The organism is Streptomyces sp. NPDC051183, from assembly GCF_040682455.1.
In the GTDB taxonomy this organism is placed as follows: domain Bacteria; phylum Actinomycetota; class Actinomycetes; order Streptomycetales; family Streptomycetaceae; genus Streptomyces.
In genome coordinates this window covers 267,542-284,157 of the sequence record NZ_JBFBBA010000002.1, presented here as the reverse complement: position 1 = coordinate 284,157, position 16,616 = coordinate 267,542, and the positions used below count along the sequence as shown (strand labels likewise).

The following is a 16,616-nucleotide window of genomic DNA, read 5'->3' as shown; positions in this document are numbered from 1 at the left end:
CATGGCCACTTTACGGAACCTCGCGATCAACACCCTCCGCGACGCCGGCCACCACAACATCGCCGCCGGACTCCGAGAAGTCTCCTACACGCCCTTCACCCGCCCGCTCGACCTCCTCGGACTATCCCTGACCTGCGACGCAGCATGATCAACACGACAATGAATCAGCCCTGGGGTGACGGGGCTGCGGAGGTTCCAGCCCGAGTCCGGTCGCGGCTATGAAGCCGTCGAGGATCTCGGGTCGGCGTTGGATGCCGCGTAGGCGGTTCTTCACGAGCGGGGTGAGGTCGTCGATCGTTCGGGGTGCGAGGTTGGCCAGGGACTTCTTCAGGTGGGCCCAGACGCCTTCGACGGGGTTGAGATCGGGAGCGTAGGGCGGGAACTTGACGATGGTGGAGCAGCAGCGCGGCTGGTCGCGCCGGGCGTCGATGTCGCGCGTGCAGCACCGGTAGGTGGCGCGCAGTTGGTTGAGCCAGGTGCGGACGTCCTCGGCGGTGAGCTTGGTGGGCTTCTTCTTGCCGAGGTCGGTGATGAGGTGCTGGTGCACGCACGTGGCGTGGCGGGTGTGAGTGTTCTCGTGGAGGCGGTGGACGGCGACGTTCTCCAGCCAGTACGTCAGGTATGCGGCCATGCTGCCCTGGTTGGCGCAATCACGGATGCCCGCTGGGCCGACCCGTGTCCAACGGGGCCGGCCCTGTCGTCGTGCGGGACTCAGAGGTGGGTGACCCCGTTGAGGAAGTGGGCCCAGGCCGCCGACGTGACGGCCAGCTCGGGGCCGGCCGTCACCTTGGAGTCCCGGACGTGGACGGCTTCGGCGCAGGCGGCGACCTCGACGCAGCTGTCTCCCTCGCTGCCGCTGTACGTGGACTTGTGCCAGGAGAGGGCTACCTCGACGCAGTCGTCGCCCTGGCTGCCGCTGTAGCTGCTCTTGAACCACCGCAACTGGGAGCTGTTCACAGGGATCCTCGCCTTCGCGTCAACAGGCCCATGCTGTCAGCAGGATTGAGGGCCTGGATGCGAAGTTTGGCATACCGCTGGTGGAGGAGGCTGGTGTCTTTCGGGTCCGAAATGACCTGGCCCGTCTGCTGGCCTTCGGTGTAGCCGAGCCACTCGTGCTCCTCGGATTCAAGGAGGCGGAAGGGGCCGTCGGTGCCCGCGTGCTCCGGGCTGATCAGCGGCATGATCTGGAGGTCGACATTGGGCAGCCTCGCGCACTCCAGCAGGTGGTCGATCAGCTCGCGCGTCACCTCCGGGCCGCCCGTCTGTCGCTCGATCACCGCCTGTTCGATGATGAAGCTGAGTGCGACGAAGGGTGTCTTGCGGAGCAGTGCCTGGCGTTCCAGACGCTGGACGACGCGCGCCTCCGCCTGTTCCGGTGTCGGCAGTGGCGGGACGTCCCGGATCTGGGCCCGCGCGTACGCCTCCGTCTGGAGAAGGCCCGGGATCGAGCGGCATTCGTACGTGTTCAAGGTGACGGCGGTCTCCTCCAGTTCGGCCCAGCGGCGGAACCACCGCGCCAGCCCCCGCCGTCGGTTCAGGCGTTTCGCCGCGATGCGGATGACCCCGAAGCAGTCCAGGACATCCTCCGCCCGTTCCACGAAGCGCGCCGACGGGTGGCGGCGGCCCTGTTCCACCGAGGCGATGTACTGGACCGAGTAGCTGACCAGCGGGGCCAGTTGCTCCTGGGTCAGGCCGGCGCGTTTGCGGCAGGCCTTGACGGTCTCGCCGAAGTTGCGCAGGTCGTTGTCCGGCTCCACCTCGCCGTCACCGCTGTCGTCGGCCGTTGTCATGGCGGTCACCTCCCTGGACCAGGGTCACGGGGTGTGATTGCGGGTGTCCAGAGAGTGGGCTCGTACAGGTGAAAAGTAGTGGTTCGGCGTGCTGTGGAAGGGAGTTGGTGAGCCGTGGGATATGACTGGACATGCCACGGATCCGCCGTGCGCAGATCGGGACCCGAGCTCCAAAGGACATCGTGAGAAAAATATCCATGGGGGCGTCAGCCGCCTCCGCGGCCGCCCTGTTGCTGGCCTCCGCGGTCGTTCCGGCGCCCGCCGCCGCCGCTACGCAGCCGGCGGTCTGGGTCGCCAGCGGCGCCGACCACGTCTTCTCCTCCTCGCCCGCCCCCGACCGCCCGACGAACGCGGTGTCGCTGTTCGCGGCGCGCAACGAGGTCCAGGCCGCGCAGATCGTCGTTCGCGCACGGGAGACGCTGAACGGCACATCGGTGCAGCCGGGCGACCTCACCGGGCCGGGCGGGGCCGTGATCCCGGCCTCCCGGATCACCGTGAACCGGGAGTACAACCACCCGAACGTCGCGAAGATCGAGAGCGGCCACCAGCAGGAGCCGCCGGGCGGCGGCAACGCGTACTACGACGCACTCGTCGGCAACGCCCCGCACCAGCTGGCGCCGAACACCACGCAGCCGTACCACTACAGCGTGGCGGTGCCCACCGGGCAGGCGCCCGGCACCTACACCGGCAAGGCCACCGTGCAGAGTTCGGCCGGGCCGGTCGACGTGCCCGTGTCGGTGAAGGTGTACGACGCCGAAGTGCCTCCCGCGAACCGCTCGACGTTCCGGATGAACAACTGGTTCACCTCGGTCGGCTGGGACTACAAGTGGACGGCGTCGTCCATCCCCGACCAGTACGGGATCGCGGACTTCTCCCCCGAGTGGTGGACGCTCATGGGGAACTTCGCCAAGAACTACGCCAAGCACCGCAACAACGTCATCTACGCCGACTTCCAGGCCCTGTCGATCCCCGACACCAAGCTCGTGGACGGCAAGTACACCTTCACCTGGCAGAACTTCGACCGCTTCGTCCAGCTCTTCCAGGACGCCGGCGCCCTCCAGTACATCTACACGCCCACCCTCGTCGAGGACGCCGGCCGCAACCTCGAAACGCTCGTCCCCGACGGCAAGGGCGGCGTGAAGATGGGCTACCTGACCCCGGGTTCGCCCGAGGCCACCGCCTACGTCAACGCCGTGCTCCCCGCGCTGAAGGCCCACCTGGACTCCAAGTGCCTCGACGCCGGGCCGACCTGCGCGCCCGGCCGCCGCTGGAGCGACGTGTTCTACATGAGCGCGGTCGACGAGCCCTACAAGAAGGACCAGACCCAGGTCTCCGCCGCGCGCTGGCTCTACGAGCGGTACCACGCCTACTTCCCCCAGGGGCAGACGAACGAAGCCCACCACGAGGCCGTACCCGCCCTGGACGACGTGCTCGGCACGACCACGCCGATCCTCGACGACCACTACGACGCGAACGCCGGCTACTACCAGAACCAGCGCCTCGCCGGTAAGGACCTCTGGCTGTACTACTGCATCGGCCCGCGGGACCGCCACGTCAACCGGTTCATCAGCTACCCGCTCTCCGACTCCCGCCTGACCCCGTGGATGGTCTCTGCGGTGGGCGGGAAGGGGTTCCTGCACTGGGGCTGGAACATCTGGACGCAGCCGACGGGCGACCCGCAGCGCTTCGACCACGTGGACACCTTCGACGGCTGGACCAACGGCGACCCGTTCCTGGTGCGCCCGAACAAGAACGCCCTCGACGTCTACGACAGCATGCGCAGCGAGGCCCTGCTGGCCGGCATCCAGGACTACGAGCTGCTGAAGCAGCTGGAGGCCGCCAAGCCGGTCCTGGCGCGGGCGCTGACCTCGTCCCTGATCACGAACACCACCGAGTTCAGCACCTCGGGCGCGGAGCTCGACCAGCGCCACAAGCAGATCCTGGACGCCCTCACCGGGCAGGGGCCGGACGCCTCGTACCCGTTCACCGAGGACTTCTCCGCGGGCAACGACGCCGAGTGGCGCCACACCCGGGGCGCCTGGTCGGTCACCGGTGACCAGGCGTACGTGCAGAGCAGCACCGCCGCCGACTGGGACACGGTCTCCGCGGTGGCCGGGCGCGCCTACGGGGACGTCGCCGCGTCCGTGGACGTCCGGATCACCGGTGTCAGCGCCGACGGCGGCGCCACCAACTGGGCCGGTCTGACGGTCCACAGCCAGAACCCCACCGACCGGCAGACCGGGTACCTGGTGGCGCTGCGCGACAACGGCGAGGTCTTCGTCAACCGCAGCGGCACCGACCTCGCCAAGGCGAAGGTGCCGGGCTACACCTCGGGCCAGACGGTGACCCTGCGGGCCGTCACCCGCGGCTCCGCCCTCAAGGTGTACGCCGGAGCCACCGAGCTGATCTCGCTCACCGACACGGGCTACCCGGTCGGCAACGTCGGCCTCGCCACCGGCGGAGCCAGTGCCCGGTTCGACAACGTACGGCTCAACCCCGGCACCAACCCCGTCGAGGGCGCCGCGGTCACCGCGTCCAGCAGCTACGAGGCCGACGGCTGGAGCGCGAAGGCGCTCACCGACGGCCGCCGCTCCCTGCCGACCGGCACCGTCGGCTGGAGCAGCGTCGACAACCTGTCCGTCGACCACACCGAGTCCGTGACGGTGGACCTCGGTGCCGCGCGCCGCATCAGCCGCCTGGACCTCTTCGGGCGCGCCGACGGCGCGAACACCGGGCTCGGCTTCCCCGTCGACTTCACCGTCCAGGTGTCGACGGACAACGCGACCTGGACCACCGTCGCCGACAAGCGGGACCAGCCCCGGCCCGACGCGTCCGCGCAGTCCTTCCCGTTCGCGCCGGCCGACGTGCGCTACGTCAAGGTCACCGGGACGAAGCTGCGGCAGGACCAGCACGGCAACTACCACCTGCAACTCGCCGAGATCGAGGCGGCCGGCGAGAACCTGGCCGCGAACCGGCCGGTGACCGCGTCGAGTTCCATCGAGGGCTCGGGCTGGAAGCGCCGGGCGGCCACGGACGGCGCGCTGAACTCGGCGCAGGGCTACTCGCTGGGCTGGAGCAGCCAGAAGTCGGCCACGGCCGCGGCCAACGAGTGGATCACCGTCGATCTCCAGGGGGCGAGCCTGATCAGCCAGGTCCGGCTCACGCCGCGCACCGACGGGGTGCACACGGGGCTCGGCTTCCCGGTGGACTTCACCGTCCAGGTCTCGCAGGACAACGCCAACTGGACCACGGTCGTCGACCGGCGCGGCCAGTCCCGTCCGGGCGCCGACACGCAGACCTTCTCGTTCGACCCGGCCGCCGCCCGCTACGTGAAGATCAGCGGCACCGGGCTGAGCACGGACCAGTACGGCGAGCACTACATGCAGCTCGGGGAGATAGGCGTCAGCTGACGTCCGGACTGCCCGCTGCCCCGGTGTGCCCGACCTGTTCGGGCACACCGGGGCTTTCCGTTTGGTGATATCTTTTTTGGGAATCGTATATACGCCCGGCCTGGAGGTCGTCATGTCCCGAACGGTGATCGACCTGGACGACGAGGCCCTGGCGGAGGCCGCCCGCCACCTCGGCACCACGACCAAACGGGACACGGTCAACGCCGCCCTGCGCGAGATCGCCGACCGCCGTCGCAGAGCCGCGGCGGTGGAGCGCATGCGGCAGATGGTGGCCGAGGGCGAGATCGACCTCTCCGCGATCGAAGGCGCCGACGCCGGCGCCGGCGCTGCCGCCGACGGCGCGCAAGGGCCGGGAGGGCGATCGGCCGCGTGAGTGAGAACTTCCTCATCGATACGAGCGCACTCGTCCGCTTCTACCGTCGGCAGGCCGCACCCGCCTGGGACGAAGTGGTCACCTCCGGAGTCGTGGGCCTGTGCGAACCGGTGCGCCAGGAGTTCCTGCGCGCCGTCGGGGGGCGCCCGGCCTACTACGAGGCCGACGGCCTGCTGCGGGAGACGTTCCCTTACTTCGTGGCCCGGGACTCGGTCTGGGAGGAGACCTCCGCCCTCCAGCAGAGGCTGGCGGACGAGGGCTGCCACCAGTGCGCCAGGCCCGTCGATCTGCTCGTCGCCGTGACCGCGCAGCACCACAAGCTCACGGTCCTCCACCAGGACGCCGACTTCGAGACCATCGCCCGCATCACGGGGCAGCCCGTCCGGCGCATCGCGGACTGACTGCGGCGCACCGAACCGTTCCGGTCCCCGCGGGGTCAGAGGTACTGGGCGAAGCCGTCCAGGACGCGCAGGACCTCCGCCTCGCCCTCGGAGGGGAGTTGGAGGACGACCTCCTCCATGCCCAGGTCGGCGTAGTGGCTCATCTTGCCCGGGTTGGGCTGGACCGCGTACGGGACCACCTGGAGGGACTTGGGGTCGCGGCCCGCGGTCTCCCAGACCCGGCGCAGCACCGGGAGGGACTCCGTCAGACCCCCGCCGCCGATCGGGAGCCAGCCGTCGGCGTGGTCGGCGACGGCGGCGAACAGCTTCGGGCCGGCCTGGCCGCCGATCAGGGTGCGCGGCCCGTGCAGCGGGCTGCCCGGGGCGAGCTCGCGCGGCGCCTGGACCGGCTTCGGGTACGCCGAGCTGGCCTGGACGGAGGCGAACTGGCCGACGTACGCGGTGGGTTCGGGGGCCCACAGTGCGCGCATCAACGCCATGCGGTCGCGCACGAGTTCGCGGCGGGTGCGCCACTCGACGCCGTGGTCGGCGGCTTCCTCGACGTTCCAGCCGTAGCCGATGCCGAGGGTGACCCGGCCGCCGGAGAGGTGGTCCAGGGTCGCGACCTGCTTGGCGAGGTCGATCGGGTCGTGCTGGGCGACCAGGGTGATGCCGGTGCCGAGGTGGAGCCGCTCGGTCACGGCGGAGGCCTGGCCGAGCGCCACGAAGGGGTCCAGGGTGCGCCCGTACATCTCGGGGAGTTCGCCGCCCATGGGCGCGGCGGTGTCACGGGTGACCGGGATGTGGGTGTGCTCCGGGAGGTACAGGCCGGAGAACCCCCGCTCCTCCAGGGCGCGTGCGAGGCGGACGGGGGAGACGGTGCGGTCGGTGAGGAAGATCGTCGTGGCGATCCGCATGTGGGCTGACACCTCCGTGACGTGGGAGGGCCACGGTACGTCGCGTGGCCGCGAATGTTGAGGGGTCGTCAGCCCCGGGGGTAGCGGGCCAGCCAGCCGGGGGAGGAGACCGCCGGGCCGTGCAGGGCGGGGCCCTGGGTCATCTCCAGGGCGAAGTCGTCGGAGAGTTCCAGGATCGTCGCGCGGCCTTCGAGGTCGGCGAGCCAGCCCGCCGGGAGGGCGGTCTCGCCGTGCAGGGCGCCGAGCAGCGCCCCGCACAGCGCGCCGGTGGCGGTGGAGTCGCCGCCGTGGTTCACGGCGAGCCGCAGGCCGTGCGCGACGTCCTCGGCGACGAGGGCGCAGTACACGGCGACGGCGAGGGCGTCCTCGCCGTCGCGGCCGTCGCCGGGGGAGAGGGACTCGACCGTCTTCGGCGACGGGGCGCCCTGGGTGACGGCGGCCACCGCGCGCTGGAGGGCGTCGGTGACGGGCTGGTGGCCGGGGCGGGAGCCGAGCAGGCCGAGGGCCCGCTGGACGGCCGCGTCGAGGGAGTCGCCGCGGGTCAGGCCGTGCACGATGACGGCGAGGGCCCCGGCGGAGAGGTACGCGGTGGGGTGGCCGTGGCTCTGCGCGGCGCACTCGACGGCGAGCTGGAGCACGAGCGCGGGCTCCCAGCCGACCAGCAGCCCGAAGGGCGCCGAGCGGACGGTGGCGGCGGCGTCCCGGGCGGTGGGGTTCTTGGGCTGGTCCAGGGTGCCGAGGGTCTCGTCGGCGAAGCCGGTCATGCAGGCGCGGTCGGGGCCGCGGCGGGCGTAGAGCCACTCCTCCTGCGCGAGCCAGCCGTTGTCCTTGCGGCGCTCGTCGGGGCCCCAGTCGTGCTGGGTGGCCGCCCAGCGCAGGTACGCGCGGTGGACGTCGGTCGGCGGGTGCCAGGCGCCGGTGTCCCGGCGCACGTGGGCCCGTATCAGCCCGTCCACGGTGAACAGGGCGAGCTGGGTGGAGGCGGTGACGCTGCCGCGGCGGCCGTAGGCGGGGGCGAGTTCCGTCAGCCCCTCCAGGCCGTGGGTCTCGCGGATGCCGTCGAGGGAGAGGCCGGCGACGGGCGCGCCCAGGGCGTCGCCGATGGCGGAGCCGAGGAGGGTGCCGCGGACGCGGCTGCGGAAGTCCTGCTGTTCGGCGCGGCCCCACAGGCCGGTGGTCACCGCGGTCCGGCCGCTGAGGGTGTCGCCGGCGCCGGGGCCGCTGCTCGGGCCCAGTCCGGGTCTGTGCGCCGCGGGCGCCGCGGGCGCACCGCCCGGGCCGTCGTTGCCCGTGGTCGTTTCCGTCGCCGTGTCCATCGAGATCCCCCTGCCCAGCCCCGCTTGCTCTGGCGCGCACTGTAGTGGACAGGCTCGATCCAATCCGGAAAGAGTCGGTCACGCGGCCCGTAAGTGAGCACAGAACGGCCGGAATGTGTCCGGGAATGTGCACCGGACCGCTGCGCACGTGCGGTGATCGGGCGGTGATCGCCCAGTGGCACGTTTTGCCACTTGCCTCCGAACCGGTTGGTTTCGGCCACGCCGCGTTCATACGAAGTTCTCCGCCGGCCAACAGCCTCGACCCCATGAAGAAGGCACTGCTCGCCGCGACCACCGTCGCCTCCGCACTCACCGTTTCCCTGGTCGCGGCCCCCGCCGCCACCGCCTCCGGCTGGGACCTCCCCTGGGGCGGCGGCCACCACCGGTCCGCCATCCCCTTCACCGAGGCCACCGTCACCGCCGGCGCCGACGGCTCGTACACCCTGAAGTGGAAGGCCAAGGGCACCGAGCGGGTGCAGATCAAGGCCAACGGCAAGGTCGTCGCCAAGGGCGGCGCCCAGGGGCAGGCCGTCGTCACCGGGCTGCCCGCCGCCGACCGCCAGTGGTTCGACTTCAAGCCCGAGCACGGCGAGGGCCTGCGCCTCGCCGACCGCCTGATCAAGCTGGACGGCGCCGTCAACTTCCGCGACGCCGGCGGCTACCGCACCACCAACGGCCAGTGGGTCAAGATGGGCGAGATCTACCGCTCCGACGCCCTCAACAAGCTCACCGCGAACGACCTCGCCAAGCTCCAGCGCCTGCGCGTCAAGACCGTCTTCGACCTGCGCATGACCGACGAGCGCACCAAGGACGCCGACAAGGTCCCCGCGGGCGCCACCTACGTCGTCGCCGACGTCTTCGCCGGCTCGCCCGCCTTCCAGACCATGCCCAAGTCCCCCGACGAGGCCGTCAAGGCCATGGTCGACGCCGAGAAGACCATGGTCAGCGGCGAAGGCGGCAAGAAGGCGTACGCGCAGGTCTTCGACGGCATGCGCGACGACGACACCCGCACCGTCCTCTTCCACTGCACCGCCGGCAAGGACCGCACCGGCTGGGCCGGCGCCTCCCTGCTGACCGCCCTCGGCGTCCCGGGCGAGACCGTCATGGCCGACTACCTGGCCAGCAACGACTACCGCAAGGCCGCCAACGACGCGATCCTGTCGCACCTGCCGGCCCCGCAGGCCGCCGTCTACAAGCCGCTGCTCGACGTGCGCCCCGAGTACCTGAACGCCGGGTTCGACGAGGTCAAGGCCAAGTACGGCAGCTTCGACCGCTACCTGAAGGACGCCGTCGGCATCGACGCGCGCGAACTGAAGCAGCTCAAGAGGGACCTCCTGGTCGGCTGACCCTTACAAGACAGGGGCGGGGCGGGGCGGGCCGGAACCGGCCCGGCCCGCCCCGTCGCCGTCAGTCCAGTACGGGAAGCAGTTCCGGCAGGTGCCCGTCCGACGCGGCCGCCGCCCGCTGCCGCTCCTCGGGCACCTCCCCGTACAGCGTCGTACGGGGCTTCGCGGGCCGGCCCGCCGCCTCGGCGATCGCGACCAGGTCCCGTACCGACTTGTACGAGCCGTAACCGGACCCCGCCATCCGGGAGATGGTCTCCTCCATCAGCGTGCCGCCCAGGTCGTTCGCCCCCGAACGCAGCATCTCGGCCGCGCCCTCGGTACCCAGCTTCACCCAGCTCGTCTGGATGTTGGTGATGTGCGGGTGCAGCAGGATCCGCGCCATCGCCATCACCGCCCGGTTGTCGCGCACCGTCGGGCCCGGCCGGGCGATGCCCGCCAGGTACACCGGCGCGTTCGTGTGGATGAACGGGAGCGTCACGAACTCCGTGAAACCGCCCGTCTGCTGCTGGATCCGGGCCAGCGTGCGGAAGTGGCCGAGCCAGTGCCGCGGCTGGTCCACGTGCCCGTACATCATGGTCGAGGAGGAGCGGATCCCGAGCTCGTGCGCCGTCGTGATGACGTCGATCCAGTCCGCCGTCGGCAGCTTGCCCTTGGTCAGGACCCAGCGGACCTCGTCGTCCAGGATCTCCGCCGCCGTACCCGGGATGGAGTCCAGCCCGGCCTCCTTGGCCGCCGTCAGCCAGTCCCGTACGGACATCCCCGTGCGGGTCGCGCCGTTGACGACCTCCATCGGCGAGAAGGCGTGCACGTGCATGCCGGGCACCCGCTTCTTCACCGCCCGCGCGATGTCGAAGTACGCCGTCCCCGGCAGGTCCGGGTGGATGCCGCCCTGCATGCACACCTCGACCGCGCCCACGTCCCAGGCCTGGGCCGCACGGTCGGCGACCTGGTCCAGGGAGAGCGTGTACGCGTCCGCGTCGGTGCGGCGCTGCGCGAACGCGCAGAAGCGGCAGCCGGTGTAACAGACGTTGGTGAAGTTGATGTTGCGGGTGACGACGTACGTCACGTCGTCCCCGACGACCGACCTGCGCAGGTCGTCCGCGATCCGGCACAGCGCGTCCAGCGCCGGACCGTCCGCGTGCAACAGCGCGAGGGCCTGGTCGTCGGTGAGCTTCGTCGGGTCGTCCGCGGCCTGGGCGAGGGCTGCCCGTACGTCGGTGTCGATGCGCTGCGGCACCATCCCGGGGGCGGCCGCCTCCCGCAGGGCCTCCCAGTCGCCGTAGACGTGGTCGAAGTCCGCGCGCCGGTCCCCGCTGCGGCCCTCGGTGTCGATGGAGGTGTGCAGGTCGGTGCGCCCGAAGGAGGCGAAGCCCTCGTCGGGCTCCTGCCAGGGGTGCCCCTCGACCGTCGCGCCCTCGTTCGCGAGCCCCGTCCCGGGGTCGGCGAGCGCGCGCACGTGCGGGAGCAGCCGGGGGTCCAGCCAGGGCTCGCCGCGCTGGATGAACTCGGGGTAGATGGTGAGGCGTTCGCGCAGCTCGAAGCCGGCCGCGGCGGTGCGCGCCGCCAGTTCCTCGATGTGCGGCCAGGGGCGCTCGGGGTTCACGTGGTCGGGGGTGAGCGGCGAGACCCCGCCCCAGTCGTCGATGCCTGCGCCGACGATCAACGCGTACTCGGCGTCCACCAGGTTCGGCGGGGCCTGGATGCGGGCGGCGGGGCCGAGGATGTGGCGGGCCACCGCGATGGCCGCGGCCAGCTCCTCCAACTCCGCGTCGGGCATGGCGCGCATCGCCGTGTCGGGCTTGGCCCGGAAGTTCTGGACGATGACTTCCTGGATGCCGTGGTAGCTGCGCTGGATCCGGCGGAGCTCGAAGAAGGCGTCCGCGCGCTCCTCGTACGTCTCGCCGATGCCGATCAGGACCCCGGTGGTGAAGGGGACGTTGGAGCGGCCCGCGTCTTCCAGGACGCGCAGCCGCACGGCCGGGTCCTTGTCGGGGGAGCCGTGGTGCGGGCCGCCGGGCTCTGACCACAGCCGGGTGGCGGTGGTCTCCAGCATCATGCCCATCGACGGGGCGACGGGCTTGAGGCGCTGGAGGTCGGACCAGCTCATGACGCCGGGATTGAGGTGGGGGAGGAGGCCGGTCTCCTCCAGGACGCGGATGGCCATGGCGCGCACGTAGGCGAGGGTGTCGTCGTAGCCGTGCGCGTCGAGCCACTCGCGGGCCTCCGGCCAGCGCTCCTCGGGGCGGTCCCCGAGGGTGAACAGCGCCTCCTTGCAGCCCATGGCTGCGCCTTCGCGGGCGATGCCGAGGACCTCGTCGGGCGACAGGTACATCCCGTGCCCGGCGCGGCGCAGCTTGCCGGGCACGGTGACGAAGGTGCAGTAGTGGCACTTGTCGCGGCACAGGCGGGTGAGGGGGATGAAGACCTTGCGCGAGTACGTGATGACGCCGGGCCTGCCCGCGGCCTGGAGGCCGGAGTCCCGCACGCGGGCGGCGGACGCGGCGAGGTCCCTCAGGGCATCGCCGCGTGCCTGGAGCAGGACGGCCGCCTCTGTCGCGTCGAGCGCGACGCCGTCGCGTGCGCGCTTGAGCGCGCGGCGCATCGCGTTGTCGGTCGGAGCGTCACTCGGAGTGGTCATGGGCCGAGCATACGATCAGACGGTAGGGGCCGTGGTGGGTCATCGCATCAGCTCACCGGCGTTGACCAGCAGCGACTGGCCGGTTATCGCCCGTGCCCGGTCGGAGGCGAGGAACACGGCGGCGTCGGCGACGTCCCCGTCGGTGGCCAGGTCCGGCAGCGCCATCCGCTCGGTGAGGCGGGCGTGCACCTCGGCCTCGGGGACGGCTTCGGTGTGCGCGGTGAAGGTGACGAAGGCCTGCACGGGCGGGCCCCACATCCAGCCGGGCAGCACGGTGTTGACCCGGATCCGGTCGGGGCCGAGCTCGCGGGCCATGGAGTACATGGCGGAGGTCAGGGCCCCCTTGGAGGCGGCGTACGCGGCCTGCTGGACCTCGTTGGGCGCGGCGACGGCGGACTGCGTCCCGATGATGACGACGGAGCCGCCGCCCTCCTTGAGTGCGGGGAGGCAGGCGCGGGTCATCCGCAGCGTCCCGAGCAGGTTGACGTCCAGGATCTGCTGCCAGGTGCCGAAGTCGGCGTCCTGGAGCCCGCCGAAGTAGGAGTCCCAGGCGGCGACGTGCACGACGGCGTCGATCCCGCCGAACCGCTCCTGGGCGAGGGCGGCGAGGGCCTCGCACTGCGTCTCGTCGGTGACGTCGGTCGGGCGGTACGCGGTGTGGGTGCCGTCGGGGTCGATCTCCGCGGCGGACTTGGCGAGGTTCGCCTCGGTCCGGGCCCCGAGCACGGCGTTCCCTCCGTCCCGCACCACGGCGGCGGCCACCTGATGCCCGAGCCCGGCCCCGACGCCGGAGACGATGACGGTCTTCCCTTGCAGCAGCATGCGCGTGCCTCCCGGCGCCGGGCGTGTAGATGACGGTGCGTCAGGTTAAGGGCGGGGCGCCGCGGAGGGAAGGGGTGGACCGGGGCCGCGTCGGATGGTTCCGGACGCGGCCGGCGGTGAAGTCGGCGGGGCGGAGTTCCAGGGCGGCTCCGGCGCGTGCGCGGCGGCCCGCAGCGGATCGTTTCGCCGCCATCCGGGTGGCGCAACCGCCCTGTTCGGACCGGATCCTGTGAAAGTGCGCGTCGGTGGCGGAAGGGGCGGTCGGGCCGGTGGCCAAAGACCAAAGAACCGGGGAAAGAACCAGACCGAACCCCTCCAGCCTCCCCGTTCGACCGCAATCGCTCGGTCGGGTGAATCTTCCCAACTCGACTGGATTCGTGTGGGGTTGGCTGGCATATGCTCGCCGCGACAACTCCAGACACGAAGACGGCCCCCGGCGGGACGGCAATCCCGGCCGAGGGCCTGATCCACTAGGAAGCAGAACCTTCCACATGGCTTTCCAGAAGCTTAGCCGCGTCATGGCCGCGGCGCCCCGTCCTACGCGCGGAACCCCCCGATCCGGTGGCGTTTCCGGCGTCCAGCACGCGAACGTCCCCCTCACGGGGAACTTCACCGTCGTGAGCAACCGCCTCGTCCAGCACGGGCAGTTGTCGCTCCTCGCGATCGGTACCGCCGCGTACATCCAGTCGCTGCCCGAGGGCACCCGGGTGAGCATCCGGGCCCTGGCCGACCGCTTCCCCGAGACCGAGCACCGCATCGGGCGCGCCCTGCGGGAGCTGGAGGCGGCCGGCTTCCTGTGCCGCACGCGCCAGCGGACGCCCGAGGGCAAGGTCGTCACCCGCACCGTGTCGTACAACCTCCCGCTGTCCGACACCCCGCCGGACCTGGACCCGGACCCCGCTCCGGGCCCCGCTCCGGACCCGGGCCCCGCCCCCGCCCCCGCTCCGGACCCCGACCCCGACCCGGACCCGGACCCGGACCCCGACCCCGCCCCCGGCCGGGGGCCCGTGCGTGCCCCCGTCCCGGAGACGCCGCAGTCGGCAGCGTGGCCGGATCCGCAACCGGCGGGTGCCGCACCGGCCTCCGGGCCGCCCGCGCCGGAGCGCGTACGTGAGGCCGAGGCGGGGCCTGCGACCGCGCCCGGAGCCCGGCAGGAGGCGGCGCGGCTGCTGGCCGGGCTGCGGAACCGCGACCCGCGCCTGCTGCTCTCCGAGCGGGACATCGAGCGGCTCGTGCCCGGAGTCGTGGAGTGGCTGGAACGCGGGGCCGCCCCCGAGGCCGTACGACGGGCCCTCACCGCGGACGTACCGTCCGACCTGCGCAACCCCGCCGGACTGATCGCCTACCGGCTGCGCGCCTCGCTGCCGCCCCCACTGCCGCCGCGCACCACGGCGCCCGGCGGCCCGCCGCCTCCCGACCGTTTCGTACACCCCCTCCAGAACTGCGACGGCTGCGAACGCGCCTTCCGCGCCCCGACCCGCGGCGGCCGCTGCGACCGCTGTACGGCCAACGGACGAAAGGCTGCCTAGCATGAAGGTGATGACTCGGCCCCCAGGGCACACACGAGGAGCCACCATGACCGTCGCCCCCGGCACAGCACGCTCGGCGTCGTCCCAGTACAGGGCGATGCGCGCGGCCCTGGAATCCCTGGACGACACCGTGCCCGGCAAGTTCGAGATCACCAAGGAAGGGATCGTCCACGACATGATGTCCCCGGGCCGTCCCCATGAGCTGACGACCGCCCTCGTCAGCCGCCGCATGGAAAAGGCCATGCCGGACGAGCTGCTGGCGCACACGGGAACGCCCGACGTCGAGGACGAGCCCGAGGGCATCAAGCGGCACCCCGACATCATGGTGATCGCGTTCGAGGACATGGAGGGGGACGGCGCCTTCGACCCCCGCACGATCATCGCCGCCGTCGAGGTCGTCTCCCGCTCCAACCCCGACAACGACTGGATCGGCAAAATGCGGGACTACCCGCTCCTCGGCATCCCCGTCTACGCCGTCTTCGACCCGCGCACCGGCACGGGGGCCGTGATGTCCGACATCCACCGGACGCCCGACGGGCCGCGCTACGCGACCCGCAAGGACTTCGTCTACGGCGAGGACGTCACCATCGCCGACTGGACCATCCCGACCGAGGGCCTCCCCCGCTACACCGAAGCGGAGTCCTAGCCGAGCGCCGTGTCGGACGCCGGCCGCGGTTCGGCGAGGGCGGACCGGTCGTGCAGGCTGCGCAGGGGCACCCGGCCGGCCTACGGGCGCTCCCGCGGCGCAGCGGCCACGGCCGCCCCGGCCAGGCGGGCCAGGCCCTGCGCGATCTCGGCCGGGGTGTGCGTGGTGAAGGACAGCCGCAGGGTGCGCGGGTCCGGGGTGCCCGTGTAGAAGGGCGCACCGGGAACGAACGCCACGTCCCGCGCGATGGCCGCCGTGAGCAGGCGGGCCGCGTCGTGGCCCTCCGGCAGGCGGGCCCACACGAACATGCCGCCCTCCGGGCGGTTCCAGGTGGAGCCCGCCGGGAGTGCTTCCGCCAGCCCCGCCAGCAGGGCGTCGCGGCGGGCCCGGTAGGCGGCGCGGACGGTGGCGAGGTGCGCGGCCAGGTCCGCCTCGGCCAGGTAGTGGGCGGCGGCCAACTGGTCCACCGTCGAGGTGTGCAGGTCGGCCGCCTGCTTCGCGACGACCGCCGCCCGGCGCAGCGCGGCCGGGGCGCGGAGCCAGCCCAGCCGCAGCCCCGGTGCCATGACCTTGGAGAAGCTCCCGAGCAGCACCGTACGGTCCTCCGCTCCCGGATGCGCGGCGAGCCAGGGGATGTGGGCTCCCTCGTAGCGCAGGTCCCCGTACGGGTCGTCCTCCACGAGCCACAGCCCGAGTCGCGCCGCGATCTCCGCGACCGCCGCCCGGCGGGATCCCGGCAGGGTGCGCCCCGTCGGGTTCTGGAAGTTGGGGACGGTGTAGAGCAGCTTGGGCCGCTCCCGGGCGACGATCTCCGCCAGCGCGTCCGGGAGGATGCCCTCCCCGTCGCACGGCACCGGGACCACCCGCGCGCCCGCGAGGCCGAAGCACTGCAGCGCCGCCAGGTAGGTGGGGTTCTCGACCAGGACCACGTCACCGGGTTCGACCAGGGCGCCGGTGAGGAGCGTGAGGCCCTGCTGGGAGCCGGTGGTGATCAGTACGTCGTCCGGCGCCGTCGGCAGCCCCCGGGCCGCCGTCCGGTCCGCGACGGCCGCGCGCAGCTCCGGGAGCCCCTCGGTGGTCGAGTACTGCAGGGCCCGCCGCGCGGAGGCGGTGAAGGCGGCGTCGTACGCGGCCCGCAGGCCCGCGGTGTCGAAGAGTTCGGGCGCGGGGAGGCCGCCGGCGAAGGAGATGACCCCGGGGCGTTCGGTGAGGGCGAGGATCTCGCGTACGGCGGAGCCCCCCACCGAGGCGGCGCGGGCGGCGAAGGCGGGCGGCGGCGTCACGGCGGTGGCGGTGGCGGATATCGCGGGCACGGGAGCTCCTTCGGGAGGTGGGTGCGCGCATCCTAACCACGGAAGCGTGTAGACAGCACCTATGTGTCACATCGTGAGCCTCGCCCCCAACCGCTCCCGCACTCTGTTGGTCTGACGCAGCATCAGCTACACCGTT

At 72.0% G+C, this 16,616-nt stretch carries 14 protein-coding genes and 1 pseudogene; 6 read left to right on the top strand and 9 right to left on the bottom strand.

Features of this window, described 5'->3' with window-relative positions:
• Positions 1 to 148: 148 nt before the first annotated feature.
• From AB0M99_RS03245 to AB0M99_RS03230, 4 genes and pseudogenes are all read right to left on the bottom strand, one after another.
• Positions 149 to 391: a transposase gene (locus tag AB0M99_RS03245; RefSeq protein WP_365916927.1), complete on the bottom strand. Its 243-nt coding sequence runs from the start codon at positions 389 to 391 to the stop codon at positions 149 to 151.
• 3 nt (positions 392 to 394) lie between these two features.
• Positions 395 to 646 (bottom strand): annotated as a pseudogene (locus AB0M99_RS03240) (site-specific integrase); the annotation flags it as partial.
• A gap of 65 nt (positions 647 to 711) precedes the next feature.
• On the bottom strand, positions 712 to 957 hold the full coding sequence (locus tag AB0M99_RS03235; protein ID WP_365916893.1) for a DUF397 domain-containing protein: 246 nt from the start codon (positions 955 to 957) through the stop codon (positions 712 to 714).
• The gene (locus tag AB0M99_RS03230) at positions 954 to 1,790 is read right to left on the bottom strand and encodes a helix-turn-helix transcriptional regulator (protein ID WP_365916892.1); all 837 of its coding nucleotides are present in this window, start codon (positions 1,788 to 1,790) and stop codon (positions 954 to 956) included. The genes AB0M99_RS03235 and AB0M99_RS03230 overlap by 4 nt, the downstream gene beginning before the upstream one ends.
• A 197-nt stretch (positions 1,791 to 1,987) precedes the next feature.
• On the opposite strand from AB0M99_RS03230, the gene AB0M99_RS03225 reads away from it, so the two are divergent.
• The 3 genes from AB0M99_RS03225 to AB0M99_RS03215 all read left to right on the top strand — a co-directional run bounded on the left by AB0M99_RS03225 (position 1,988) and on the right by AB0M99_RS03215 (position 5,974).
• Positions 1,988 to 5,200 carry a discoidin domain-containing protein gene (locus tag AB0M99_RS03225; RefSeq protein ID WP_365916891.1) on the top strand — a complete coding sequence of 1,071 codons (3,213 nt, stop codon included), beginning with the start codon at positions 1,988 to 1,990 and terminating at the stop codon, positions 5,198 to 5,200.
• A gap of 112 nt (positions 5,201 to 5,312) precedes the next feature.
• Positions 5,313 to 5,573 carry a type II toxin-antitoxin system VapB family antitoxin gene (locus AB0M99_RS03220; RefSeq protein WP_365916890.1) on the top strand — a complete coding sequence of 87 codons (261 nt, stop codon included), beginning with the start codon at positions 5,313 to 5,315 and terminating at the stop codon, positions 5,571 to 5,573.
• The gene (locus AB0M99_RS03215) at positions 5,570 to 5,974 is read left to right on the top strand and encodes a PIN domain nuclease (protein ID WP_365916889.1); all 405 of its coding nucleotides are present in this window, start codon (positions 5,570 to 5,572) and stop codon (positions 5,972 to 5,974) included. Before AB0M99_RS03220 ends, AB0M99_RS03215 begins: the two co-directional genes overlap by 4 nt.
• A gap of 35 nt (positions 5,975 to 6,009) precedes the next feature.
• On the opposite strand, the gene AB0M99_RS03210 is transcribed toward AB0M99_RS03215, so the two are convergent.
• Together AB0M99_RS03210 and AB0M99_RS03205 are read right to left on the bottom strand one after the other, a co-directional pair.
• Entirely contained in the window at positions 6,010 to 6,870 is an 861-nt protein-coding gene (locus AB0M99_RS03210; RefSeq protein ID WP_365916888.1) for a TIGR03619 family F420-dependent LLM class oxidoreductase, read from the bottom strand.
• Between the two features lie 68 nt (positions 6,871 to 6,938).
• Positions 6,939 to 8,051, bottom strand: coding sequence for an ADP-ribosylglycohydrolase family protein (locus AB0M99_RS03205; RefSeq protein WP_365916926.1), 1,113 nt, complete (start codon positions 8,049 to 8,051; stop codon positions 6,939 to 6,941).
• A gap of 401 nt (positions 8,052 to 8,452) precedes the next feature.
• Here AB0M99_RS03205 and AB0M99_RS03200 point away from each other — a divergent pair, with 401 nt between their 5' ends.
• Positions 8,453 to 9,532: a tyrosine-protein phosphatase gene (locus tag AB0M99_RS03200; protein WP_365916887.1), complete on the top strand. Its 1,080-nt coding sequence runs from the start codon at positions 8,453 to 8,455 to the stop codon at positions 9,530 to 9,532.
• A gap of 61 nt (positions 9,533 to 9,593) precedes the next feature.
• Here the strand turns inward: AB0M99_RS03200 and AB0M99_RS03195 are convergent, their stop codons facing one another.
• Both AB0M99_RS03195 and AB0M99_RS03190 read right to left on the bottom strand, forming a co-directional pair.
• Positions 9,594 to 12,170, bottom strand: coding sequence for a bifunctional FO biosynthesis protein CofGH (locus AB0M99_RS03195; protein WP_365916886.1), 2,577 nt, complete (start codon positions 12,168 to 12,170; stop codon positions 9,594 to 9,596).
• A gap of 39 nt (positions 12,171 to 12,209) precedes the next feature.
• Positions 12,210 to 12,992 (bottom strand): SDR family oxidoreductase, encoded by a 783-nt coding sequence (locus AB0M99_RS03190; protein WP_365916885.1) that lies wholly within the window; start codon positions 12,990 to 12,992, stop codon positions 12,210 to 12,212.
• Positions 12,993 to 13,609: 617 nt separating this feature from the next.
• On the opposite strand from AB0M99_RS03190, the gene AB0M99_RS03185 reads away from it, so the two are divergent.
• Both AB0M99_RS03185 and AB0M99_RS03180 read left to right on the top strand, forming a co-directional pair.
• On the top strand, positions 13,610 to 14,521 hold the full coding sequence (locus tag AB0M99_RS03185; RefSeq protein WP_365916884.1) for a helix-turn-helix domain-containing protein: 912 nt from the start codon (positions 13,610 to 13,612) through the stop codon (positions 14,519 to 14,521).
• Between the two features lie 46 nt (positions 14,522 to 14,567).
• Positions 14,568 to 15,167, top strand: a complete 600-nt coding sequence (locus AB0M99_RS03180) for a Uma2 family endonuclease (protein ID WP_365916883.1) — start codon at positions 14,568 to 14,570, stop codon at positions 15,165 to 15,167.
• A gap of 80 nt (positions 15,168 to 15,247) precedes the next feature.
• Here AB0M99_RS03180 and AB0M99_RS03175 read toward each other — a convergent pair whose 3' ends face one another.
• Positions 15,248 to 16,480, bottom strand: a complete 1,233-nt coding sequence (locus tag AB0M99_RS03175) for a PLP-dependent aminotransferase family protein (RefSeq protein ID WP_365916882.1) — start codon at positions 16,478 to 16,480, stop codon at positions 15,248 to 15,250.
• Positions 16,481 to 16,616: the final 136 nt, after the last annotated feature.